At 38.7% G+C, this 24,520-nt stretch carries 20 protein-coding genes and 2 pseudogenes; 14 read left to right on the top strand and 8 right to left on the bottom strand.

Going from position 1 to position 24,520, the window contains the following annotated elements:
• Window positions 1-42 precede the first annotated feature (42 nt).
• On the bottom strand, window positions 43-633 hold the full coding sequence (grpE, locus tag B9O19_RS07600; protein WP_102365856.1) for a nucleotide exchange factor GrpE: 591 nt from the start codon (window positions 631-633) through the stop codon (window positions 43-45).
• A gap of 2 nt (window positions 634-635) precedes the next feature.
• Window positions 636-1,730: a heat-inducible transcriptional repressor HrcA gene (gene hrcA / locus B9O19_RS07595; protein WP_102365855.1), complete on the bottom strand. Its 1,095-nt coding sequence runs from the start codon at window positions 1,728-1,730 to the stop codon at window positions 636-638.
• Window positions 1,731-2,698: 968 nt separating this feature from the next.
• On the opposite strand from hrcA, the gene B9O19_RS07590 reads away from it, so the two are divergent.
• The 5 genes from B9O19_RS07590 (at window position 2,699) to B9O19_RS07570 (ending at window position 8,227) form a co-directional block, all read left to right on the top strand.
• Complete coding sequence (locus B9O19_RS07590) at window positions 2,699-3,301, top strand: sugar O-acetyltransferase (RefSeq protein WP_102365854.1); 603 nt, start codon at window positions 2,699-2,701, stop codon at window positions 3,299-3,301.
• Window positions 3,302-3,498: 197 nt separating this feature from the next.
• On the top strand, window positions 3,499-5,229 hold the full coding sequence (locus B9O19_RS07585) for an ABC transporter ATP-binding protein (RefSeq protein WP_102365853.1): 1,731 nt from the start codon (window positions 3,499-3,501) through the stop codon (window positions 5,227-5,229).
• A 4-nt stretch (window positions 5,230-5,233) separates the two neighbouring features.
• A complete protein-coding gene (locus B9O19_RS07580) occupies window positions 5,234-7,057 on the top strand; it encodes an ABC transporter ATP-binding protein (RefSeq protein ID WP_102365852.1) in 1,824 nt (607 codons plus the stop codon).
• A gap of 129 nt (window positions 7,058-7,186) precedes the next feature.
• Window positions 7,187-7,702, top strand: coding sequence for a GNAT family N-acetyltransferase (locus B9O19_RS07575; protein ID WP_245862902.1), 516 nt, complete (start codon window positions 7,187-7,189; stop codon window positions 7,700-7,702).
• Window positions 7,703-7,783: 81 nt separating this feature from the next.
• The gene (locus tag B9O19_RS07570; protein ID WP_102365851.1) at window positions 7,784-8,227 is read left to right on the top strand and encodes a GNAT family N-acetyltransferase; all 444 of its coding nucleotides are present in this window, start codon (window positions 7,784-7,786) and stop codon (window positions 8,225-8,227) included.
• A 544-nt stretch (window positions 8,228-8,771) separates the two neighbouring features.
• Here B9O19_RS07570 and cysK read toward each other — a convergent pair.
• The 3 genes from cysK to B9O19_RS11690 all read right to left on the bottom strand — a co-directional run bounded on the left by cysK (window position 8,772) and on the right by B9O19_RS11690 (window position 12,752).
• A complete protein-coding gene (gene cysK, locus B9O19_RS07565) occupies window positions 8,772-9,707 on the bottom strand; it encodes a cysteine synthase A (RefSeq protein ID WP_102365850.1) in 936 nt (311 codons plus the stop codon).
• Between the two features lie 172 nt (window positions 9,708-9,879).
• Window positions 9,880-11,169: an O-acetylhomoserine aminocarboxypropyltransferase/cysteine synthase family protein gene (locus tag B9O19_RS07560; protein WP_172620957.1), complete on the bottom strand. Its 1,290-nt coding sequence runs from the start codon at window positions 11,167-11,169 to the stop codon at window positions 9,880-9,882.
• Window positions 11,170-12,596: 1,427 nt separating this feature from the next.
• The gene (locus tag B9O19_RS11690; protein ID WP_158648947.1) at window positions 12,597-12,752 is read right to left on the bottom strand and encodes a hypothetical protein; all 156 of its coding nucleotides are present in this window, start codon (window positions 12,750-12,752) and stop codon (window positions 12,597-12,599) included.
• 130 nt (window positions 12,753-12,882) lie between these two features.
• Here B9O19_RS11690 and B9O19_RS07555 point away from each other — a divergent pair, with 130 nt between their 5' ends.
• Window positions 12,883-13,077, top strand: a complete 195-nt coding sequence (locus B9O19_RS07555; RefSeq protein WP_102365848.1) for a hypothetical protein — start codon at window positions 12,883-12,885, stop codon at window positions 13,075-13,077.
• Between the two features lie 405 nt (window positions 13,078-13,482).
• Here B9O19_RS07555 and B9O19_RS07550 read toward each other — a convergent pair whose 3' ends face one another.
• The 3 genes and pseudogenes from B9O19_RS07550 to B9O19_RS07540 all read right to left on the bottom strand — a co-directional run.
• The gene (locus B9O19_RS07550) at window positions 13,483-14,211 is read right to left on the bottom strand and encodes an ABC transporter permease (RefSeq protein WP_102365847.1); all 729 of its coding nucleotides are present in this window, start codon (window positions 14,209-14,211) and stop codon (window positions 13,483-13,485) included.
• A gap of 2 nt (window positions 14,212-14,213) precedes the next feature.
• Window positions 14,214-14,960, bottom strand: coding sequence for an ABC transporter permease (locus tag B9O19_RS07545; RefSeq protein WP_102365846.1), 747 nt, complete (start codon window positions 14,958-14,960; stop codon window positions 14,214-14,216).
• A 65-nt stretch (window positions 14,961-15,025) separates the two neighbouring features.
• Window positions 15,026-15,691: pseudogene (locus B9O19_RS07540) on the bottom strand (ABC transporter ATP-binding protein); the annotation flags it as partial.
• Window positions 15,692-15,848: 157 nt separating this feature from the next.
• Between B9O19_RS07540 and B9O19_RS07535 the strand changes: the two are divergent.
• From B9O19_RS07535 to cas1, 8 genes and pseudogenes are all read left to right on the top strand, one after another.
• Complete coding sequence (locus tag B9O19_RS07535) at window positions 15,849-16,556, top strand: response regulator transcription factor (protein WP_102365844.1); 708 nt, start codon at window positions 15,849-15,851, stop codon at window positions 16,554-16,556.
• Window positions 16,549-17,880: a sensor histidine kinase gene (locus tag B9O19_RS07530; RefSeq protein WP_102365843.1), complete on the top strand. Its 1,332-nt coding sequence runs from the start codon at window positions 16,549-16,551 to the stop codon at window positions 17,878-17,880. The genes B9O19_RS07535 and B9O19_RS07530 overlap by 8 nt, the downstream gene beginning before the upstream one ends.
• Window positions 17,881-18,077: 197 nt before the next feature.
• On the top strand, window positions 18,078-20,396 hold the full coding sequence (locus B9O19_RS07525; protein WP_102365842.1) for a CRISPR-associated helicase/endonuclease Cas3: 2,319 nt from the start codon (window positions 18,078-18,080) through the stop codon (window positions 20,394-20,396).
• A gap of 21 nt (window positions 20,397-20,417) precedes the next feature.
• On the top strand, window positions 20,418-21,137 hold the full coding sequence (cas5c, locus tag B9O19_RS07520; RefSeq protein ID WP_102365841.1) for a type I-C CRISPR-associated protein Cas5c: 720 nt from the start codon (window positions 20,418-20,420) through the stop codon (window positions 21,135-21,137).
• Entirely contained in the window at window positions 21,134-23,029 is a 1,896-nt protein-coding gene (gene cas8c, locus B9O19_RS07515; protein ID WP_102365840.1) for a type I-C CRISPR-associated protein Cas8c/Csd1, read from the top strand. Before cas5c ends, cas8c begins: the two co-directional genes overlap by 4 nt.
• A complete protein-coding gene (cas7c, locus tag B9O19_RS07510) occupies window positions 23,029-23,865 on the top strand; it encodes a type I-C CRISPR-associated protein Cas7/Csd2 (protein ID WP_102365839.1) in 837 nt (278 codons plus the stop codon). The genes cas8c and cas7c overlap by 1 nt, the downstream gene beginning before the upstream one ends.
• Entirely contained in the window at window positions 23,855-24,028 is a 174-nt protein-coding gene (locus B9O19_RS07505) for a PD-(D/E)XK nuclease family protein (protein WP_154058640.1), read from the top strand. Before cas7c ends, B9O19_RS07505 begins: the two co-directional genes overlap by 11 nt.
• Window positions 23,995-24,519: pseudogene (cas1, locus tag B9O19_RS07500) on the top strand (CRISPR-associated endonuclease Cas1); the annotation flags it as partial. The gene B9O19_RS07505 and the pseudogene cas1, both read left to right, overlap by 34 nt.
• Between the last annotated feature and the right edge of the window lies 1 nt (window position 24,520).

Genomic DNA, 24,520 nt, shown 5'->3' with positions numbered 1-24,520 from the left:
TTTATTTTATATGATTAGTAAAATTGTTAACTAGATTAATAACTAATTTGAAACCTTAACCATAGAATGACGTATCACTTTAACATTGTCATCCCTGTTATAAGCGTAACCCTTAGCAAATTCCTCAATAACAGTATTGGAAGGCAAGTCGCTGTCCTCCATCATAACCGCGTTATGCTTATCCGGGTCAAACTCTTTCCCAACAGCTTCAATTTCACTCACTCCAATACCTGAGAGCGCTTCACAGAACTGTTTTCTAACCATTTTTATTCCCTCAAGCAGAGCTTCTTTGTCATCATTGCTCTCGGCAGCCACAATCGCTCTGTCAAGGTTATCCAGCACGGGGAGAAGCTTTTCAACAGCTTCACAGATTCCTAAAGAGAAATTCTCAGTTTTCTCTTTAGCGGTGCGCTTCTTGAAATTATCAAACTCAGCAACTTTTCTTAAAAATCTGTCTTTTGCTTCTTCCAGCTTTTGAGCTAAAGTCTCTTCTTCATTATTTTCAGGATTCTCTGTCTCCTGAACCGGAGTTTCAGTCGATTCGTCCTGCTGTTTTTGGTCTTCCATGCATTCCTCTATTTTGCTTTCTTTATTATCCATAGTTTCCTGCTGATTTTCTTCTTTAGATTTCACTTTTAACCATCCTCTTTTCCGCCGTTATAATCGAAATTTTCATCATCGTCCGGTCTGAATCTGCTGCTAAGCATCTGACCCAAATTTTCAGAGAAGAACTTTATGCCTGAAACAACTTTAGCATAATCCATTCTCTGAGGACCGATAACTCCAACTATGCCTACCAAATCTTCTCCGACCTGGTACTGGGAAACAACAACGCTGTTTTCTTTCAGCTGGGGAAGCGGAAGTTCGTCGCCGATAAATATATCCACGCCGCCGTCTCCTTCAAACTGAACCGCGTCCACAATTTCGCCAAGCACGTTTTCGTCATCAAAAAATTCCAATATATTTTTAATTTTTTCCACATCATTATATTCAGGATACCGCAGGATATTAGACGTCCCCTCAACAACCACCTGTTTGCTCTCAATTTCTCTCTGAGCCTCATATATAAGCTCCAGCACGGATGAAAGGATTTCAACGTTTTCTCCAACAGCGTCCTTTATGCCCATAACATTGTCAAGACTTATAAAGCCGTCTAAATCAAGACCTGATATATTTTCATTTATAACTCTGTTCAGCTCTGCAACTTCCTCAGGCGTAACAGTATTCCTCAATCTCAGCAGCTTATTTTTAATAAGACCTGAAGAGTCTGAAACAATAACCATTATCGTTCTGCCGTCAACGTCGGCCAGCTTAACATTTTTGATATTGCCGTATTTATTCATAGGAAGCATAGCAAACGTCGGCAAACTCGTAATGGAAGAAAATGCTGACGACACGCCTTTAATAATATTGTCAAGCTCCCTAAAGTTATTCATCATAGCGGCTCTAAGCCTTTTTATCTCCAAAGCCGTCATTTGATATCTATGCATTAAGTTGTCAACATAAAACCTAAATCCGGCATTTGATGGTATACGTCCGGCGGAGGTATGCGGCTGAATCAGCATTCCCATATCCTCCAAATCACACATCTCGTTACGAATTGTCGCCGCGCTGAGGTTAAGACTGGTCTTTTTAGCAATGCTTCTGGAACCAACAGGCTCAGCGTTTTTGATATAGTCTTCAACAATAGCCTGAAGAATTAGCTTTTTTCTGTCATCCAGCGATGCCATAAGCCTGCCCTCCTTTGTATAAAACAATTTACTTGTTAGCACTCACACAAGTCGAGTGCTAACCTGGTATAATAATAGCACCACACCCAATCTTTGTCAATAGCTTTTCACAAAAAATTTGTAAATAAATTTTTAACATTGAGAGTAAATTACTTGTGCAAATTGCGGATACAGGTATAATTTATTTCATTAATAATGTTTCTTCATATTTCCATAACTATGTTGTTATTTACCCACAGCTTGATTAATTTATTAACCGGCTGATTAAAATATTACATTTCTTTCATATAAAATATACAATAGATTTACTCAACCGGTTATGATATACTCTTAAATGCAGAATAAAATTAAAAGTTTTTAAGAGCTGTGAAATGTTCAATATTTTGTTATAAATATATTTTAAGTTTTATAATTACCGGAAAGTCTCCAAAAAACAGACAAACAAATCAAGTTTATATAACAAATATTTATAAAAAATGTGGTACAGCAAGCTTCGGAAGAGTGTAACTGTGACCGCACCTGTATGGTGCGTGTGATACAAATTAATTTGTTTTAAATAACCTTCAATAACAATTGCGGCTACATGGATAGGATACAAAAAATATGGTACAGCAAGCTTCGGGAGGGCGTACGAAGTACGCCGCGTAAGGCGCGCAGTCACGGAAAAGTTCATTATAATAAGATTCATAACAAACTATTCTAAGCACCTCTACGCTTCGCGTGATATGACAGTTACCTAACGTGGTGTGCAAACACAATACATCACAACTAAGTAATTTGTATTACACCCACCATACTGGTGGGGTCATAGACCTTGCAGAGTAATCAAACTTGGTTGTAATATTATACGTTTACACATCTCATTAGGCGCTATATCAAAAAAAGACTTTTAAATTTTATGATATATTTTATGATATATTTTATAAAATATAGATTATTATAAAAACATATTTTTAGGAGAGATAAAAATGACTGAGAAAGAAAAAGCAAAAGCAGGATACTTATACAACGCAAATTATGATTCTGAAATCGTAAATGAAATCGAAAAGTGCACTGATTTATGTTATGAATATAATCAGATTAAACCTTCAGATGAGGAAAACAAAAATCGTCTGCTAAAACAAATTATTGGAAACCTGGGCGAAAACGCAAAAGTTACCGCTCCGTTCTGGTGCGATTTTGGATATAACCTGTATATTGGAGATTTTTTCTACTCAAATCATAATCTTGTAATCACAGACGGCGCCAAGGTTGAAATAGGCGACCATGTATTTATTGCTCCAAACGTGTGCATCACAACGGCCGAACATGCGATTGACGCTGAACAAAGAAACGCAGGTTTAGAAGTGGCAAAACCGATAAAGATAGGAAACAATGTTTGGATTGGGGCCGGCACTGTCATTTTGGGCGGTGCAGAAATAGGAGATAATTCTGTAATAGGCGCCGGAAGTGTTGTAAAAAAAGACATTCCGCCCAATGTTATAGCAGTTGGTGTTCCCTGCAGACCAATACGTCAAATAACCGAGGAAGATAAAAAACGTTATCCGCAATACCCAAAAGATAATATCTAAAACTTTTTAAAGGCATAAAAATAAGGAGTGTTTTTAGTACAGCAGGGCGTGCATGTGCGCCTTGTTAGGTGAGCTGCTATCTAACATGCAGCGTGAACATACTTAAAAAAGTTTGTCATTAACCCTTTTGGCTAATAAATTTTTTCTGCTTTTAATATTATTTCTACACCAATAAAATCAATGGAGGTCGACAGCACTTGAAAATATACATGCGCTATTTTACCAAATATAAATACTGGTTTTTTATTGCTGTATCATGCGTAGCTCTAGAAGCTCTCTGCGACCTTTTGGGACCGACGCTCATGTCTCATATAATAAACGACGGTATAGAGCTTGGTATGATACAGAACGTATATCTATGGGGCGGACGCATGATTTTTGCTGCTGCTCTGGGTGCAGTGTTCGCCGTCTCAAGAAATATAATAGCCAGCAAAGTTTCTCAGAGCTTCGGAGCCGATTTAAGATACGATTTATTTTCAAAAATTCTTAATTTCAGGCAGGGAAGCGCCGATAAAATCGACAGCGGCTCTCTAATCATCAGAATGACAAACGACGTTACCCAACTTACCCAATTCGTAAACGGCACCATGAGAATATTTTTTAAGGCTCCTCTAACCTGTATCGGCAGTATAATCCTCGCTTCAATACTCAACCTGCGGCTCAGCATAATAATCTATTTGGTTGTTATAATAGTCGGTCTGCTGTTATACTTAGGGATGAGGCTGTCATATCCCCGGTTCGGAAAACTCCAAGCGGCAATGGACAGACTTAATACGGTAATTGAAGAATACTTAATGGGAGTTAGGCTTATAAAAGCGTTTGGAACATATTCCGACGAAGCCTCAAGGTTTGAAGACGATAATACAAACCTTATGAAAAAAGGCGTGCACGCTCAAATAGTAATAACCTTTATTTCACCTATACTGACCCTCGTTGTTGGTTTAGGCTCCGCGGCCGCACTGCTTGCCGGAAGCAGGCTTTTCACTCTCGGTCTGACCCAGCCCGGTCAGATTTCAGCCTTTATAGTGTATATGGCGCAGATTTTAAGTTCTCTGCTGATGATAACAAATATATTTAATACTTTTGTAAAAACCAAAGCTTCAGTTTCAAGAATAACCGAGATACTAAACTGTGAGGATGATTTCAAGAACTCAGAGAATAACTCAGACGCCGTTATTTCAGGAATGGTTGAGTTTAACAATGTGACTTTTTCATATCCGGGAGGCAGCGGGGTTCCGGCTATAAAAAATTTATCATTTTATGTTCCTGCCGGGAAGAGCCTAGCTGTTATAGGCCCGACCGGCTCAGGGAAGTCTACGCTGGCCTGGCTCCTGCTCAGATTATATGACCCTGACAAGAACAGCAGTATCATGTTTGACGGCAAAGATATAAAAAAACTTGATATTGAAACTGTGAGAAAAAGTGTCGCCCTTGTGCCTCAAAAAGCTATGCTGTTTTCCGGCACGGTTCTGGACAATATAACATGGGGCAACCCAAAAGCCGAAAAAGCTCAAGTTGAAGCTGCAATAAGAACGTCAGGCGCCGATTTCATATATGAAATGGAAAACGGTATCGACACATACTTAGGAAGCGGCGGCGTTAATATTTCAGGCGGCCAAAAGCAGAGAATATCCATAGCCCGAGGACTTATCAAAAACTCACCGATTTTGGTTCTTGACGACGCTACCAGCGCCCTTGATACACTCACCGAAACAAAGGTTAGAGACAACCTCCTGTCAGAAGATAATAAATCCACCGTTATCCTGATAACCCAGCGCTGTTCGACAGCCATGTTTGCTGATAATATATTGGTCTTATCGGACGGAGAACGCGTTGGATTCGGAACTCATGACGAACTGCTTGAGGAATGCAGCATTTACAGAGAAATATTTGATTCTCAGATTGGCAGTATCACGGAAGGGGTGTGATAATATGGCAAAAAATATTGAGCTGCCCAGAATGGGAGGACCAAAAGTAGGCGGAGCCGCCAGGTTCAGCAACACCGAGAGAGCAAAAGACCAAAAAGGCACTCTGGTGCGCCTTATAAAAGTGTATATGCGCTTTAAAGGCATAGTTATCTCCGCTGTATTTCTTACATTGCTGGCTTCCGGAATCTCAGTTTTGATTCCATACTTTGTGGGTAAAACTTTCAACACATTTAACACCGAGCTCAGGACGGTTAATAATCATTCCCTTATAATTTTAGTTTCGGTTATAGCCGCTCTCTATCTGTCAAACTGGCTGATAACAACAATTAGTGATACGGCAATTTTAAGTGTGTCTCAAAAATTGGTCAGGACTTTAAGAAGCGAAATATTTTCTAAACTGCAAAAACTTCCGCTGTCTTTTTTCGACACAACGCCGCGCGGCGACACCATGAGCCGCATCACCAATGACGCCGACACCATAAGCACAACAATCGCACAGTCGGCAACTCAGCTTGCTTCTGCAATACTCACAATCTCAGGCTCGCTTATCATTATGCTTTCTCTGAGCATACCGCTGACCCTGGCTGTTTTGACCTGCGTGCCATTGGTCTACATACTCACAAGAGTAATCGCTAAAAGAAGCAGAAAACATTTTTATGACCAACAGCGAAGTTTAGGCGAGATAAACGGTATTATTGAGGAAAGCATATACGGACTTAAAATGATAAAAGCCTTTTCCAAAGAGGAAAGCACACAAACCGATTTTTCAAAAGTCAACCAAGAGTTAAAGAAAAGCGGAACCAGCGCTCAAATATGGGCGGGATATATGATGCCGCTGATGAACATAATAAACAACCTTACTTTTTCAATAACCGCTATAGTCGGAGGAATACTCTGCACAAAATACGGTCTGCTGATAGGAACTGCAGTCAGCTTTATGACGTATTCAAAACAATTCGCCAACCCTCTCAATTCTGTTGCCGGGCTGTTCAACAATATTCAGTCTGCGCTTGCCGGTGCGGAGCGCGTCTTTGAGATACTGGATGAAAACGAGGAAGCAGCGGATTCGGAAGATGCTTTAGACTTAGATAATGTGAAAGGCAGGGTGGAATTTAAAGACGTCAGCTTTTCATACAGCGATGAAAAACAAATACTAAAAAATATTTCTTTCAAGGTAAACCCCGGACAGAATGTTGCCTTGGTAGGTGAAACCGGTTCAGGAAAGACAACAATCGTTAATCTGATAACCAGGTTTTACGATGTGGATTCAGGCAAAATATTAATCGACGGAGTAGATGTTAAAGACATAAAACGGAAAAGTCTTGAAAACTGTTTTTCTGTAGTTCTGCAGGATACCAGCCTGTTCACCGGAACGATATTAGACAATATAAGATATTCCAAACCCGAAGCCACTGAAAGCGAAGTTATAAAAGCCGCCAAACTTTCGCACGCCGACGGATTTATCAGACGGCTTCCCCACGGCTATCTGACTTTGGTATCCGGAAGCCAGGACACGTTAAGCGAGGGACAGCGACAGCTGATTGCAATATCTAGAGCATTGCTGTGCGACAGCCCGATACTGATACTGGACGAGGCGACAAGCTCGGTAGACACAAAGACTGAAAAAGACATTCAGAGGGCGCTGATTCGTCTGATGAAAAACCGCACCAGCATAATAATTGCCCACAGGCTTTCAACAATAAGAGACGCTGATAATATTATAGTAATAGACAAAGGACAGATAATTGAGAGCGGAAACCACAGCGAGCTAATGGCTAAAAAAGGCAGATATTATCAGATGAACGCCCTAAAATCAGTTGACGGCTGATATATAAATATTTAATTTTATAACTCCTAAAGATATAACCTGCGGTTCTCTGCAGCTTACAAACATATCTATTATATGAATCTATACTTCAGATGAATTATTATTGAATAAAAAATGAGAGGAATCTATATGAATCCAATGGAAACAGATGATATTGTATTAAGAAAAGCAAAATTTGAGGATTGGGAATCAATGCACAAAAATGTTTGGTCAAGACCGGAAACAGCCAAATATATGCAATGGCAAATAACCAAAACAGAAGAATCAGCAAAAGAGAGAATAAAGAAAACCATCACTTATCAAAAGACGCATGATACATACCTCATATACGAAAAAGAACATGGTCAGGCTATTGGCTTTGCCGGGGTTGAGGAAATATCCCCACATATTTTTCAGGACGCCGGCATTGCGTTGGTACCCGAATATACCGGCAAAGGCTTGGGCAAACAAACCTTACAATTATTGCTTGAATACTGTGCCAATACTTTGAGAGGAAAAGAGTTTTTTTATTCAACACGGGGTAATAACAAGATATCCAAAGCTTTGGCATTATCCTGCGGTTTTTCTTATCAATATTCTGAAGAAAAAATAGATTTAAAAAATAAAGAACCTTATATATTAGAGGTCTACAGCCGAAAACTATAAAACCGGTTTAAGCCGTTTTAAAAATTACTTACCAATACAAGCAAATAAATATTAGCTGTACATCCATTAAGGAGTGGTTATTTGCATTTACGAGAACTTTATAAAAACGAAATAGAACAAGCCCTAAAATTGGTCTGGAAAGTATTTTTAGAATACGAAGCGCCTGAATACAGTAAACACGGAGTTGACGAATTTTACAATAGCATTCATGACCCAAATTATTTAAACAGACTGCATTGGTATGGAGCATTTCTAAATGCTGAGTTGGTTGGTATTATCGCAACGCGCAATAAAGGATGTCATATTGCGTTATTTTTTGTCGACGGCAGATACCATAATAAAGGTATAGGAAAAGCTCTTTTTGAGTTCATAAAAAAAGACAGCTTAACCGGTAATATTTCCGTAAACTCTTCGCCGTTTGCAGTTCCAATATACCACCGCCTCGGATTCGAGAACACCGACTCAGAACAAATAACAAACGGTGTAAGATATACACCTATGAAATTAAAACTGCCAACGGCTTAAAAAGTGTGTATGATACAAAGCGGCTTATATCAATAAACTGGAAAGGCTGCTATATATTGCACAAAAATGTTAAGGTTATATAATAAAAATTATATAAAGAATGTAGTATAGCAAACAACGGTATGGCTATGACCATACTTTTTAATATGTTAACTATCCATTCTAAATAAATTTTATAATTAATGTATTTTGCAAGTATTGGAAGGTATGGCTGTGACCTCATCTTCCGGATTTGTGTTATAAAAATTCACTCTTACATTTACGTCCTCTTTATTCTAATCATTACATTGTAGGCGGAAAGTCAACAGAAAACAAAACAAAAAATCGAATGTGTTTTATACTTCTTTTTATTATTAATGACCTTAAAAGTTTCTGTCCGCTTTATTATGTCCTTTCCATGATACCCAATGTTCGAACAGAATAAATAAAAGTTATTAACACAAAAATCGTTTTATAATAAAAACACGCAATGTTCTAAACAAACCAAAACTTAGGTCATTAGAACATCACGCGTTTTTTAGCGTTTCTGAAGTCTCAATAATTTCTATGCCTGTGTGAACATAGGAGTCGATAAATACCTCTCGCCTGTGTCAGGAAGTACGGCAACAATAGTCTTGCCCTTGTTTTCCTCGCGTTTTGCAGCCTGAACAGCCGCCCAAACAGCCGCGCCTGACGAGATTCCCACAAGCAGGCCTTCTGTCTTTGCCAGTTCCCTCCCGGTCTGATAGGCGTCACTGTCAGCAACGGTGACTATCTCATCATAAATCTCTGTATTCAAAGTTTCAGGAATAAATCCTGCTCCTATGCCCTGGATTCCATGAGGACCCGGCTTTCCGCCTGACAAAACCGGAGATGATTCAGGCTCCACCGCAATAATTTTTATATTCGGATTCTTAGATTTTAAAAACTTTCCCACTCCACTTATAGTTCCGCCGGTTCCAACACCTGAAACTAAAATATCAACATTGCCGCCGGTTTGCTCCCATATTTCCGGTCCTGTTGTTTCAAAGTGCGCCTGTGGATTTGACGGATTTGAAAACTGCCCCGGTATAAACGCTCCGGGTATTTCTTTTGCCAATTCCTCAGCCTTTGCAATAGCTCCGTTCATCCCCTTTGAGCCCTCAGTTAACACGAGCTCTGCGCCGTATGCTTTCATCAAGTTTCTTCTTTCAGCGCTCATGGTCTCGGGCATTGTTATAATAACTCTGTATCCTTTTGAAACTCCAACAGAAGCCAAACCGATTCCGGTATTTCCGCTGGTCGGCTCAATAATAACCGACCCGGGCTTTAAGTCACCATTTTTTTCCGCATTCTCAATCATATTTTTAGCAACTCTGTCCTTTACGCTTCCGCAAGGATTAAAATATTCAAGCTTAGCGATAACAGACGCTTCTAGACTATGACTTTCTTCAATACCTGTCAGTTCCAGCATCGGCGTGTTTCCTATAAGTTCAGTAATACTCTTTACAACTTTACTCATTGTTTTTCCCTCTTTCAGACAATTTATATTGTAACTATTATATCAAAAATATGAAAATAATACCATACCATTCAAAGTTTTATTTCACAAAGCAGCTCAATCATGCTTTAATGCTATAACGTAATAGGTGCCTCAAAACTTAATTAATACTCCTGCAAAACGGAGGTATTTGTTATATTGTTTCAAAAGCGTCTCCCAGCGCCGCAATCAAGTCATCTGCATTTTCAAGTCCGATAGAGAGCCTAATTGTATTTGGTTTTATCCCTTGTTCCTCCAGCTCTTCGGCGCTCAGCTGTGAATGCGTGGTGGTTGCCGGATGAATTACCAGACTTTTTGCGTCCGCCACATTTGCCAGCAGAGAAAAAATTTCAAGATTGTCTATAAACCGCTGTGCCTCTTCCGTACCGCCTTTAATCTCAAAGGTAAATATAGAACCCGCACCGTTCTTATAATACTTTTCATAAAGCTCATGCGTTGGTTCTCCCGGCAAGGACGGATGGTGAACAGCCTCAACTTTTTCATGATTATTTAAAAATTCAACTATTTTAAGCGTGTTTTCAACATGCCTTTCAACCCTTAACGAAAGAGTCTCAAGCCCCTGCAAAAACAAAAACGCATGGAACGGTGACAGAGTGGCTCCTGTATCCCTAAGCAGAACCGCCCTGATTTTTGTAACAAAAGCAGCCGCTCCCACGTCTTTAGTAAAGCTGACCCCGTGATAGCTCGGATTGGGATTTACCAAATCAGGGAACTTTCCTGAGCCTTCCCAATCAAAATTTCCGCCGTCGATTATTACTCCGCCCAGAGCTGTGCCATGCCCTCCGATAAACTTTGTAGCGCTATGAACAACTATATCCGCGCCGTACGCAATCGGCCTTATCAAATAAGGCGAGGTGAACGTCGAGTCGACAACTAATGGGATATTATGGTTATGAGCTATTTTTGCAATTTCCTCTATATCCGAAACATTTGAATTTGGGTTTCCTAAAGTTTCAATAAATATAGCTTTGGTGTTTTCCTGAACCGCGTCTTCAAAATTCTGCGTATCTGACGGGTCAACAAATGTTGCCGTAATACCATAATCCGGAAGAGTGCTGGCAAGAAGATTGTAAGTTCCGCCGTATATGGTTTTGGAGGACACAATATGTTCTCCGCTTTTGGCTAAATTTTGGAAAGTATACGTTATGGCAGCTGCTCCGCTGGCAACCGCCAAAGCGGCAACGCCCCCCTCAAGAGCCGCTATACGCTCTTCAAAAGCGCTCTGTGTGGGATTTGTCAGTCTTCCATATATATTTCCGCCCTCACGCAAAGCAAACCTGTCAGCTGCCTGCTGAGAATCCTTAAACACATAAGACGAGCTCATATATATAGGAACAGCGCGGGCACCTGTAGCCAAATCCGCTTCCTCCTGTCCGACGTGAAGCTGTTTCGTTTCAAACTTCCATTCTTTTCTTCTATCCATCTGCACTTTTCCTCCATTCCTAGTTTTCATACCAAGTAAGTATGATATAGATTATAGCACATAAAATTCTAATGTCAAGAACTTTTTATAAATTTTATCCATTATAAAATAATTTTATTTATATAGCATATAAGCAGATGGTATTTCTAAATAATTTATATACGTTATTAATTGTGATATATTGCGTACACATCTCCGTCATATCACGCGGAGCGTGAACGTATTTAAAACAGTTTATTATATCATATTTAATAATAAACTTTACCGCGACTGCGCGCCTTACGAGGCAGATTTCATCTTCATTGAGTATTCATAATAATGACATTGTAGATTATGGCAAAATAAAATCATATGTATAACACACACTTTTTAAGAAAAGTGTGGTCACAGCCCTACCGATGCTTGCAAACACATATTTTTTATATATAATTTTTATATTTCTGTTGGTTTTATAGTAACATCTCCACATTGTAGGTGGAGTTCAAGAGAAAATTTGTTTCAAAATGGCGGCTATAGCGAACATCGGTAGGGTGTGCTTACGCACACCTCGTTAGGTGAGCGGTCATCTCACGCGGAGCGTGAACATATTTAAAACAGTTTATTATATCCTATTTAATAATAAACTTTACCGCAACTGCGCGCCTACGCGGCAGATTTCATCTTCATTGAGTATTCATAATAATGACATTGTAGATTATGGCAAAATAAAATCATATGTATAACACACACTTTTTAAGAAAAGTGTGGTCACAGCCCTCCGATGCTTGCAAACACATATTTTTTATATATGATCTTTATATTTCTGTTAATTTTATTATAACCTCTCCACATTGTAGGTAGAGTTCTAAAAAATTTGCCCCAATTTATTTATTACTATATATTGTGTTTTTAGGATGGTTAAAATACACCGCTGCTTATTAAAATGTTAGCAGCTTAAAGACGTTAATATGGCGGACAGAAAAGTTGATTTGAATACAAAAAATTCGTTTTTCTAATTTATAATCTGTGACTTAACCTTTTTAAAGTGCGCGTGTTATAATTAAATTAACTTACAATAGCTTTCAATAATTAAGTATCTTTTACTAGAACTGCTATTGAATGCACAGCGTTCATATAATCAGACAGCATAACATTATCATAAAATAAAATTTAAAATTTTACCGGGACTCCTCTGCTTTTACAGCGGATAAAACCTGATTTAATAATGCAGAAATATAATAAAATATTTATATAAAAATGTTTAAACTTTTTAATATATGTTATATAAAGTTATACCTAATTTTATCACAAAAAATTCAATTAAATATATTTTTATTTTCATATATTATTAATAATACTTCCTCTATCGCGTTTATACTTAAAAATAAACTTTTTTCTATTTATTAAATATTAAAAATATACCTAAAAAGACACTTTTATATTTCTTCTTAGCTCTCTGATAATATTTTTTCTATAACTGTTTTAATCTCATTAAGTCCTGCTTTTATACGTTTATCGTCAGGTTTTACAGATAAGTTTAAATATAAGTTTACTTTAGAAGCAAGACGATAAATTCTATGAATTTTATATTTTATATTTTTCACGTAAATTTCTCCTTTAAATATTGTGCACTAATACTTAGTGCATTTGTGAAATTATATCACATTTGTAGTGTAAAATCAATTCATAAATCACTAAAACTTAGTGCAGTATTAATTATAGGAGGGAATACTTATGAATAAGAAAAAACATATTAGCATTAGAGTAGATTCAGATTTTCTTAACAAGTTTTATTATGTCGCCAGGTATAACGGCAGAAGCGGCAGCGGTCAAATATTGTATTTAATGCGCTCGCTTATTGACGATTTTGAAAAAGAACACGGCAAGATAACACCGGAGGATATAGAAAGTTTTTTAAACAGCAAATAAACCGGTAAAATAGGTGAAAATATAAATCAATGTATTTATGCTTTAATACCCTAATGTGTAAACAAAATCCAACAAACAATTTATATAAATACCTCTATAAATTATTTTAATCGGCAATATAATTTTATTTAATAAAATATAATTGTAACCCAAAAGCAGTAAATATACAGAAAGGTAAAAACAAGAAACTTTTAGAATATAATAAAATCTGTGCTGATATATTAAAAGTGTCGTTTAACATGTGAAATCCTGCGGCTTACAGGCGATATGGCATAAACAAGCACTGACATATGGCAAAACACTTTAAATCTTCACCCATATAAACGTATGTAAGCTGAAGCTTGCTTTCAATTAATAAAGACTGTGGCTGCAAATCATCAGCCACAGTCTTATTAACTATGTTATTTATTTTTGTTCCTTTACTGAAAGATAGACGCTTCCGATTGTTGTGAAAATAACAATATAGATAATACATGTCAAAGTAAAATTTAAATATCCCCCTTCCATTAGACGCTGAGGCGCATTAGAATTCATTCCAAACGCCATAAGCGAATATGGGTATATATGGCCGAAACCTTTTGCCAGCGCGGCTAAACCCGAAAGTCCGCCTATTAAAGCTATACCGACAGGGGCTGCAAAGTTCTTAATTATTAAAGAAACCAAAAGCTGGGCAGACACCAAAACTATTCCGCCCAAAGTTCCGCACCCCAGCCAAACAAGCAATTCCGAAGGAAGCGCAGAGTCAATACCCGCCAAATTTCCTGAAACAATGAATAAAACACCTATCCAGATCTCGCTGATAATCAACATAAACGAAGAAATTATCAGCTTTGACAAAAATATCTGCCAAACCGGGACGGGCATTGAAAGCACCTTATTCCAGTTATGATTCGCTCTTTCAATACTGATTAAATATGAGCAGTAAATACCCAGCATTATCGGCAGAAAAAAATAACATGTAAACAGAGTGTTCTGCGTCCAGAGACTATACCAGCCGTTTTCCAATATTTCCAAATTGGCTGAATAATTCAAAGTGCCCAGCAAGGCTGGGATTATCGGCATAAATATAAAAGCAAGCCACAGCGGCGCTCTTTTTAACTTTTTTCTGTCAGCATTTATAATACTTAAAATCATTTTTATACCTCCTTGCGGACAAATAAAGTCCGTCCTATAAAATAAAAGGCTACGCATAATAATATCGATACTGCAAACATAACCCAATTGATATCCATTAAGTAAAACGTGCTTATCCTTGTCACTTTGTCCCAATCCCCTCCCACAAACTGAAGAGCTCCGTAATGACCCCAAATAACCGAGTTTCTTATCCATGGGTATTGTGGAAGAAACAGTGCAAATAATCCAATAAATTCTCCAATCGCTCCAATAAAAAACGGAACTGCCTGATTTTTAAAAAGCATAGAAACACTGAATTGAAAAACATATATTTCCACGGCCGGAACTATTGTAAACATAAAATATAAGGCATACAATTCTATAGGAAACCTGCCGCTGAATCCAAAACATCTGCCTGCTATATAAACTGAGACAAACTGTATTAACAAAGATAAAAGTATAATAGATAAGCTATATATAAGTTTAGCGTCGTACAGTCTTTGCTTCGGCATAACCGAACATAATTGTTTCATCATTGAGGTTTCTATACCGGCAAATCTTGAGGCGACTACAATTGACAGCAGCGGCATAAAAATTGTATTCAAAAGCGGAAGCTGATAGAGCATCATCATCCAGCCGCTTTTTAATGCGCTCTCATTATACTTTCCATATAATCCCCAGCATAACGCCACGGCGGTTATGGCAACTGCCATAACAAAAATATATTTTCTTCTTGTTTTCTTATACTCACAAAATAAATATCTCTTCACAGGCTCTCCTCCCCTTTTGTTAACTCTAAGAAAATTTCCTCAAGGCTTTTTCCTTCTCCCATAGTATGAAGCGCTTCAAGACTGCCTTGAAACATCATACGCCCTTTAGCTATTATTCCAATATCGTCTGCCATTTGGTCTATCTCCGAAAGCAAGTGGCTTGAAACTATCACAGTCATTCCATACTTTTTCGGCAAAGACCGTATCAAATCCCTGATTTCCTGTATTCCCGACGGGTCAAGCCCATTTGTCGGCTCGTCCAGTATCAGTAATTTAGGAAACGCCAGCATCGCTGAAGCAATCCCAAGTCTCTGCTTCATTCCCAGTGAATACGCCCTGACCTTTTTCTCAGCCTGGGACTCAAGGCGCACTATTTTAAGCACCTTGTCAATATTAGATTTTGGAACTTTGAGTATAGTCTGAATTATTTCCAAATTTTCTTTTCCGGTTAAATGTCCGTAATACGAGGGCGTTTCTATCAGCGAGCCAATATTTTTAAGAATTTTCATTCTATTTTTTGAGTTAAACCGTTTGCCGAATACATCAATTTCTCCGCCGGAAGGGCGGACAAGACCCAGCAGCATCTTAAGCGTGGTGCTTTTTCCCGCTCCGTTTGGTCCCAAAAAACCATATATTTTCCCTTCGCTTACTGTCATATCCAAATTACTGACAGACAGTGAATCACCATATCTTTTAGATAATCCGAACGTTCTTACTATTTGATTTGACATGATAAAACTTCCTTTCTCATTTAATTTATAACAATTTTAACACCTCATTCTTTCATCAGACTTAACTTAACCTTAAGCTGACCTTAAATCAGAAAAAATTAAAATTATTCGCTTTATCTATCAGCCGATTATGGTATAATACAGTCAGGTGATAAAAATGGATGAAATAAAAAACAAAAAAATACTTATTGTTGACGATGAAAAAGAATTGTTAAAGCTTCTTGAAAACAAACTATTTGAAAGCGGCTTTTATCACATCTTTAAATCCGAAAACTGCAGCAATGCTTTGCAAATTGCCAAAGAACAAAACATATCCCTTTTCGTGCTTGATGTAAACCTTCCGGACGGCAATGGTTTTGCCCTGTATGAGGATATACGGAAGTTTTCCCAGTCACCCGTTATTTTTTTAACAGCGCGCGGCGAAGCGGACGACAGGCTCACCGGTCTCGGGCTGGGAGCCGATGACTATATAGTAAAACCATTCCTTACAAGTGAATTTGTTCTAAGAGTTACTGCCGTTTTAAAACGAACTTATAAACCGGTTATTAAGAATACAGACATTAAACTCTCGGACAGAGTTATAAATCTTGAAACCGCTTCAGTTAAATTTAGGGAAGAAGAAATTCCGCTAACTGCAAAGGAATTTATAATCTTAAAAAAACTTTATGAAAACAAAAACCGCATCGTGACTTATGACGCTTTATGCCTTGCCGCATGGGGAGACGGTTACTACGGATACGAAAACACATTAATGGTGCATATAAGACGTCTTAGAGAAAAGATTGAAACAGACCCCTCAAAGCCCAAACATATTATTACCGTAAAAGGGCTCGGATACAAACTGGAGGTTTCAGATAATGAATAAAACCGCCATAAAAATATTTACGTTTTTTATCCTGCTTGCGTCCGGCATATCAATTTTATTGCTGATGATAAACTTTTTCAGCTTCTCTATGACGGCGGCTGACACAGCAAAAATATATCCCGAATCTCAGACAAAAACTCTCAGCCGCATATCAGAAGCATTTACCTACACCGAAGACGGATACATTCTTGCCGATGAAACTGCCGTTCCGCAGGGTTCGTGGTGTATACTTATAGATGAAAACGGAAACGTAGTATGGGGGCAAAACGTGCCGGACGATATTCCGACGAGCTATAATATAAACGATATTGCCGTTATATCACGCTGGTTCTTAAACGACTATCCGGTGTATGAGAAAGTCTGTGACTATGGTCTCCTTATATTGGGATATCCCAAAAACAGCGTTGGAAAATATAATATTGAGTTTTCGATGCATTGGTTTGATACCCTGCCGCAAAGAATACTGGCGGTACTGATATTTAATCTTTGCCTTGCTATATTATTAGCCTGCGTTTTTGGCAACGGCCTATATAAAAAAATAAAAATGCTGATACAAGGTATACAAAACTTAAAACAAGAAAAACCTGTACACATGTCTGAAAACGGTATTTTTAAAGAAGTCGCTAAGAACATCAATACTACATCTGATTCAATAGAACGAAAAAATCAAATAATCAAACAGCGTGATACCGCCCGTTCTAATTGGATCTCAGGCGTCTCACACGATATACGGACGCCTCTTTCGATAATACTCGGATATTCCGAAGAACTGTTTTCGGAAACAGACGGCGAAAATAAAGAAAAAGCCAAAATAATAACAGAACAAACCTTAAAAATAAAAAAACTTATTGAAGATTTAAACTTAGTTTCTTCTTTAGAGTATGACATGCAGCCTAACCGAAAAAAAGAGATAAAGATATGCACTTTAATAAGAAACATAGTTACGGATATATTAAACAGCGGGTTATCCGATAAATATTCAATAGAATTAAATTTAAACTGTGAGAATGCAGTAATTATGGGGGATGAGCCGCTTCTTGAACGCGCCTTGTTCAATCTCATAAACAACAGTATAGTTCACAACAAAGACGGATGCAAAATTTTTATATCGGCTTGGCAAAATGATACTGACATATGTATTAATATAAAAGACAACGGCGCCGGTGCTGATGAAAAAATCTTAACCAATTTAAATAAAATTCCAAAGACTGCCCACGGACTTGGGCTGCCTATGGCCTATAAAATCATAACCGCTCACAGCGGAACATTTAATGCAAAAAATAAAGACGGTCTTAAAATCGAGATAACTTTGCCTTTTAAATAAACGTATTTTATAAATTTTCAAACATACAACAATACGCCATAAAGCGCTGTCTTGTGCCCTATGGCGTATACGTTTTTAAGTCTACAAATAATTATTTTTAACAAATATCACAAATGTCTTGCAAAATTTTTTCTTTTTATTTTATAATATAACAAATTACAATAAATTTTTTAATGTTTTAACATACGGAGATAAAAGTGGATATTATAGCCCGATATATTAGCGATAAAGACAAAACACAAACAATTTTAAATCATTCTGAAAATGCTGCGGTTCTTTGTTCAAAAACAATGAAAAAAGCAGGTCTTGGGATTTTGGGATACTTGACAGGATTGATTCATGATATGGGAAAGGCGTCTCCCGAGTTTCAGGAATACATACGCAAAAACGACAGTTCGGCGCGCGGAACTGTTCATCACGCACAAACCGGAGCTCTATATATTTACCGAAACTTTTATACGTCGGCGGCAGACGTTATCGAGCAGTATACAGCTCAGCTTATTATAGACGCGGTATATTCGCACCATACCGGGCTTTTTGACTGCATTACCGTAGATGCGGAAAACGGCTTCTTAAACAAAATGAATACAACTGACAATTTTTATCAAAAGGCAGCCGAAATATTTTTTGAAACTGTAATCAGCGAAAATAAAATTAAAGAACTTTATAAAAAGGCTGTTGCAGAAGTAAGAGATTTTATAGCAAAGATGAAACCGTTCAACGCTTTTTCCTGCGGAATGCTGCAAAAGCTTTTATTTTCTGCTTTGGTAGACAGCGACCGCTATGACGCATACTGCTTTGAGGCTGATATAGACCCTCTTTTAGCTGAGCCGATTGATTGGTCAGAAGCCGTAAATAAAATGGAAGCCAAAGCCGCGTCATTTTCCCCAAACACAACACTAAACAAAATTAGATGCGAAGTGTCTCAAAAATGCTGTGATTTTTCCGATAACAAAGGAATATACAGGCTCAATGTTCCGACCGGCGGCGGAAAAACACTGTCATCATTGAGATTTGCACTTCATCATGCCCAAAAGCATAATTGCGGCCATATTTATTATGTTATACCATACACCACAATTCTTGACCAAACCGCTGACGCAATCAGAGAGATTTGCGGTGATGATATGGTTTTGGAACACCATTCAGCTTTCATCAACGATGATGACGAAAAATATTCATTATATACACAGAGGTGGAACGCGCCGGTAATACTTACAACAGTGGTTCAGCTTCTTAACTCCATATATAAACGAAAACCAGGCTGCCAGCGCCGTATGAATGCCCTTTGCAACTCTGTTATCATTATAGACGAGGTTCAGGCGGTACCAATTAAAACTTTAAGCCTATTTAACGAAGCAATAAACTTTCTGCACAAAGTATGCGGCTCCACCATAATTTTATGCACAGCCACCATGCCGCAGTCAAACGAAAGCGAACATCCAATAAAACTCAGTGTTCCTCCTGATATTGTTCCTTACAGTTCAGAAACTGACGGAGCTCTCAAAAGGGTTAAAGCTATAAATCTAAGCGATAAAAGTATGAACTATGAAAAAATAGCAGAGTTCGTCAACGAACGTTTAATAAGAAACCCGTCTGTCCTGCTGGTGTTTAACACTACCAAGACCGCCCGCGCCGTATATGATTCCATAAATTCTGACTGCCGGAAAATTTTGCTAACCACCAAACTCTGCCGTGCACATAGAGATAAACTAATCAAAGAAATTAAAGAACGGACGCAAAAGCTGAATAATAAGGCCAATATTGATTCAGCTGAAAAACTTGTGGTAATAAGCACCCAGCTGATAGAGGCCGGCGTTGATTTATCATTTTCGTGCGCTGTAAGAGCTTTAGCCGGTATTGACAGTTTGATTCAGACGGCAGGACGGTGCAACAGAGAAGGAGAGTTCAACGGACTGCGTGAAGTATATCTTATACGGGCCGAGGGTGAAAATCTCTCAAGTCTCCCTGAGATAGCAAAAGCAAAAGAATGCACTGAAGCCGTGATGTCCCGCAGAAAAAATATTGATTTGCTCTCACGTGAAGCAATAGAAGCGTATTACAACGAATATCTAAAAGTCCCAACAAGCAATTTAAGCGAGTTTGACTATGTGGTAAAACTGCCTAAAGAAGATTCACTTGTTTGTCTGCTTTCGAAAAACGAATTTTCAATCGAATCTCACACTGCAAGACCTCTGCCTTTTTTAAAACAAGCCTTTGCGGCAGCCGGGGATAATTTTTCAGTTATCGGCAGCGAAACATATTCTGTGCTTGTTCCATATGAAGACGGAGCTGAAATAATTAACAACTTAAACGGACGCTCAGAAATCAGCCAAAAGACCAAATTGCTCCGAAAGAGTTATGCGTACAGCGTATCGCTGTATGAAAATGAAATACGGCAGCTGAAAGACAGCGGAGGAATATTTATTATAGAAGACACAGGAACATTTGTGCTCAACAGAAGGTTTTATGATGAAAATTACGGAGTATACATGAATCCGGATTTAGAATTTTAAAATATTAAAGAGGTGATTTTTTTGAACAAAGAAAACAAAATAAGCTTTCGCCTTACCGGACGCACCGCACTGTTCAGCGACCCTATAACCAAAGCGGGGGGCGAAAAGTTCAACTATTCAGTTCCCACATATCAGGCCTTAAAAGGCATATGTGAAAGTATATACTGGAAGCCGACGTTTATATGGTACATAGATAGGGTGAGAATAATCAATCCCATACGCACCGAATCAAGAGGCATACGCGTTCCAAAATATCAAAACAATTCTAATGACCTGTCAATATATACATATTTAATAGACGCCGAGTACCAGGTAGAAGCCCATTTTGAATGGAACATGCAGCGAGAAGAGCTGTCGGCTGACAGAGATGAGAATAAACACTTTTTCATCACCAAACGTATGCTGGACCGGGGCGGAAGACGCGATATTTTTCTAGGCGCCAGGGAATGTCAGGGATATGTCGAACCCTGCACATTTGGGGAAGGAAACGGTTATTATGATAATGAAAGCATGTCATTTGGCATAATGGTTCATGGTATCACTTATCCCGATGAATCCGGGCTTGAAAAAATGCAGACCCGGCTTTGGAATGCTCAAATGAAAAACGGAATTATAGAGTTTATACGTCCTGAAGAATGTTCAATAGTGATGGATACTGAAAAATATAAAATCAAACCATTTATACCCGGAAAAAACTTTTCAGGCGCAGAGGAATTTGAACGCGGGGGGGTATTTGGATGAGCTGGATAAACGCTCTCTGTGAGACATATGAAAAATTAAAAGACAGCCCGGAATTATTAAAACGCTGCAGCATGCCTCTTGCTCCTCCTTCCCACACCGTTCAAAATGCTCACGCCGAGATATTTCTGAATGAATTCGGTGAGCTGCTGCGTATACGTCCGCTGACAAAAGCAGAAGCAAGAACGATAACCCCATGCACTGAAGATTCCGCTGTGCGCAGCAGCAATAACGCGCCGCATATTGTTTATGACAACTTAAAATATATAGCCGGCGACGCGCAAAGATACATAGCTAAGCAAGATAACTCAAAAAATTATGAAAAATACTGCTCCCAGCTTTCTGACTGGTGTAATGACGAAAATTGTCCAAACCAAGTTAAAGCAATATATAAATACATAAAACGCGGCACTGTGTTTCATGACTTGATAGAATCCGGTTTAATACTTCCGGAGGAAAAGTTAAAATGGAACGGCGACAAAGACAATAAGCCTGCTGATATATCAAAGACCGTTGTGCGTTTTCGGGTTGAGGATAAATACGGAAACTCTTTTGAATGCAACACAAATTCTGAACTGATGAATTCATATATGGAATACGACGTCAAAACCCGCAAACAAAAGTCTGTATGTTTTGTCAGCGGAACCACCCAGGCTGTAACCTATAAGCACCCTACAAAAATACGAACAACCGGAGACAGCGCAAGACTAATCTCTGCAAACGATGAATACGGTTTCACATATAGAGGACGATTCAAAAATAAGGAAAACGTATTCTCAGTTGGATTTGAAAGCTCTGATAAAGCACACAGTGCGCTCAGATGGCTGGTCAGTAACCAAGGGTTTTCAACCGGAGACCAAACAGTTGTGGTTTGGTGCGTCGGCGGCGAGGATATTCCGACCCCGTTACAGGACACCTATGACATAACGGCTGGCGGCGACCCGTTTGGAGATGAAGCGCCGGCAGCAATTTATAATTCTGAAAGACAGTACGCCAAGCTTGTTGAGTTGGCAGTAAATGGATATAAATACAAAATACCTGATAATGACAATGTTATTATTATGATTTTGGAATCAGCAACTCCGGGGCGGCTGTCTATTACATACTACCGTGAATTTTCACCAAACGATTATCTTGACAGAATAAAAACCTGGCATACGACCTGCGTTTGGAATCACAAATATAAACTAGTCAGCAAGATTTTACCGGACGGAAAACAAGAATTAAAACATATTGAGTTCACCGGCGCGCCTTCAATAAACGATATTATATATGCTGCCTACGGAAGAAATGTTGACGAAAAACAAAAAAAGCATTTGATGGAAATACTAATATCCTGCATAACCGACGGCAAACGCATGCCCAAAGATTTTATGAACAAGTCACTGCAAAGAGTTTCAAATCCTCAATCTTTTAATGAGGACTGGGAATTGAGCAAAGCGACCAGCATAACATGTTCAATTATAAATAAATACATATATGATACGAAAGGGATGAACTACAGCATGTCATTAGATATAAGCAACAAAGACAGAAGCTATCTTTTCGGCAGGGTATTGGCCTATGCCGAACAAATTGAAGACTATGTTTTGTATAAATCAGGAGACAAGCGTCCTCCGAACGCTATAAAACTTAGAAGCAAATACAGAATACAGCCGGCTAAAACGCTTATGGTAATTGATGAAAAACTGCTTCCGTATGTTGAAAAGCTTTATAGTTCAAGCACATGGCTGTACGACGAGATGCAAAAAGTTATTGCTGAAATAAGCGCCAATGATTTTATGAATAACAAACCGCTCGACCCACAATATTTATTGGGATATGCTTGTCAAAAAGCAGAACTATTAAAAAAACATGATAAAAAAGACGAAACAAAAGAAACGGAGGAAAACTAATGAGCACTTTACAAAACAAAATTGATTTTGCTGTGGTATTTTCAGTTAACAAAGCCAACCCTAACGGAGACCCGCTCGACGGGAACAGACCGAGAATAAATTATGACGGATACGGCGAGGTATCAGACGTCTGCCTTAAAAGAAAAATCAGAAACCGTCTCCAAGACCTGGGAGAAAAAATATTTGTACAATCTAATGAAAGAAAAGACGACGGCTTTGACAGCCTCCACGAACGCGCCGACGCGTGCGAAGAATTAAAAGCAATAAAAAAAGACGTTGATAAATATGCAGAAACCGCCTGCAAAGAATGGATAGACGTTCGCAGTTTCGGACAAGTGTTTGCGTTTAAAGGCGACAATCTATCAGTTGGAGTCAGAGGGCCTGTAACAGTCCAAACCGCGGTGAGCATTAAACCTATAGACGTTACAAGCATGCAGATAACCAAAAGCGTAAACAGTGCGTCCGGAAAAGCAAAAGCGTCAGACACAATGGGCTCAAAACACAGGGTTGATTTCGGAGTATACAAATTTTTCGGCAGCATTAATGTTCAGCTTGCTGAAAAGACAGGCTTTACCGAGGAGGACGCCGAGCAGATTAAAAAGGCTCTCTGCACCCTGTTTGAAAACGATTGCTCATCAGCAAGACCTGACGGCAGTATGGAAATTTTAAAGGTATACTGGTGGAAACATAACTGCAAAGCAGGGCAATACTCATCCGCCACAGTACACAGGAGTTTAAAAGTAGTTGTCAGCGGCGAAGGCAAGTCGCTTGCGGATTATTCTATATCAGTTGAACCTCTTAGCGGTCTTGAAGCGGAGGAGTTTAATGGAATATAATGAGGAGGATTTTCTGCCTTTGGGAGGAATCCAGCATTTCACTTTCTGTCCCAGACAATGGGCGCTCATATATATAGAACGGCAATGGAAAGAAAATCTCCGCACACTTGAAGGCGGCATATTTACGGAGCAAGTATATATTTTGGGGTATTTGATGAAATGATACTTCAGCAAAAGGACGAGTTTCAGTTTAACGGAAGAAACAAACGCCCTCCTTTGGACCCTGTAGACTCTATGCTGTCCTATGTTTATACTCTGCTCGCACATGAAACATCTGCCGTAGCTGAGGCGGCCGGCTTAAACGCATATGTAGGCTTCCTGCACCGTGACAGACCGGGCAGGCTGTCGCTTGGACTTGATTTGATGGAAGAGTTTAGGAACATACTGGCCGACAGATTTGTATTAAGCCTAATAAACAGACGGGAAGTCACCATAGATAGTTTTTCTCAAAAAGAGAGCGGAGCGGTTACTATCTGTGATGAAGCAAGAAAAACGATTCTGAGCCAATGGCAGAACAAAAAACAAGAGACAATAACACATCCTTTCACAAAAGAAAAAATGCAGTGGGGCACGGCAATACTTGTATAAGCACAGTTGCTGGCAAGATATATCCGCGGCGATACGGACGCATATCCTCCATTACTATGGAAATGAG

The organism is Monoglobus pectinilyticus, assembly GCF_002874775.1.
In the GTDB taxonomy this organism is placed as follows: domain Bacteria; phylum Bacillota; class Clostridia; order Monoglobales; family Monoglobaceae; genus Monoglobus; species Monoglobus pectinilyticus.
Note: the sequence above shows the minus strand (reverse complement) of the source record. Positions and strands in the feature narration are given on the sequence as shown.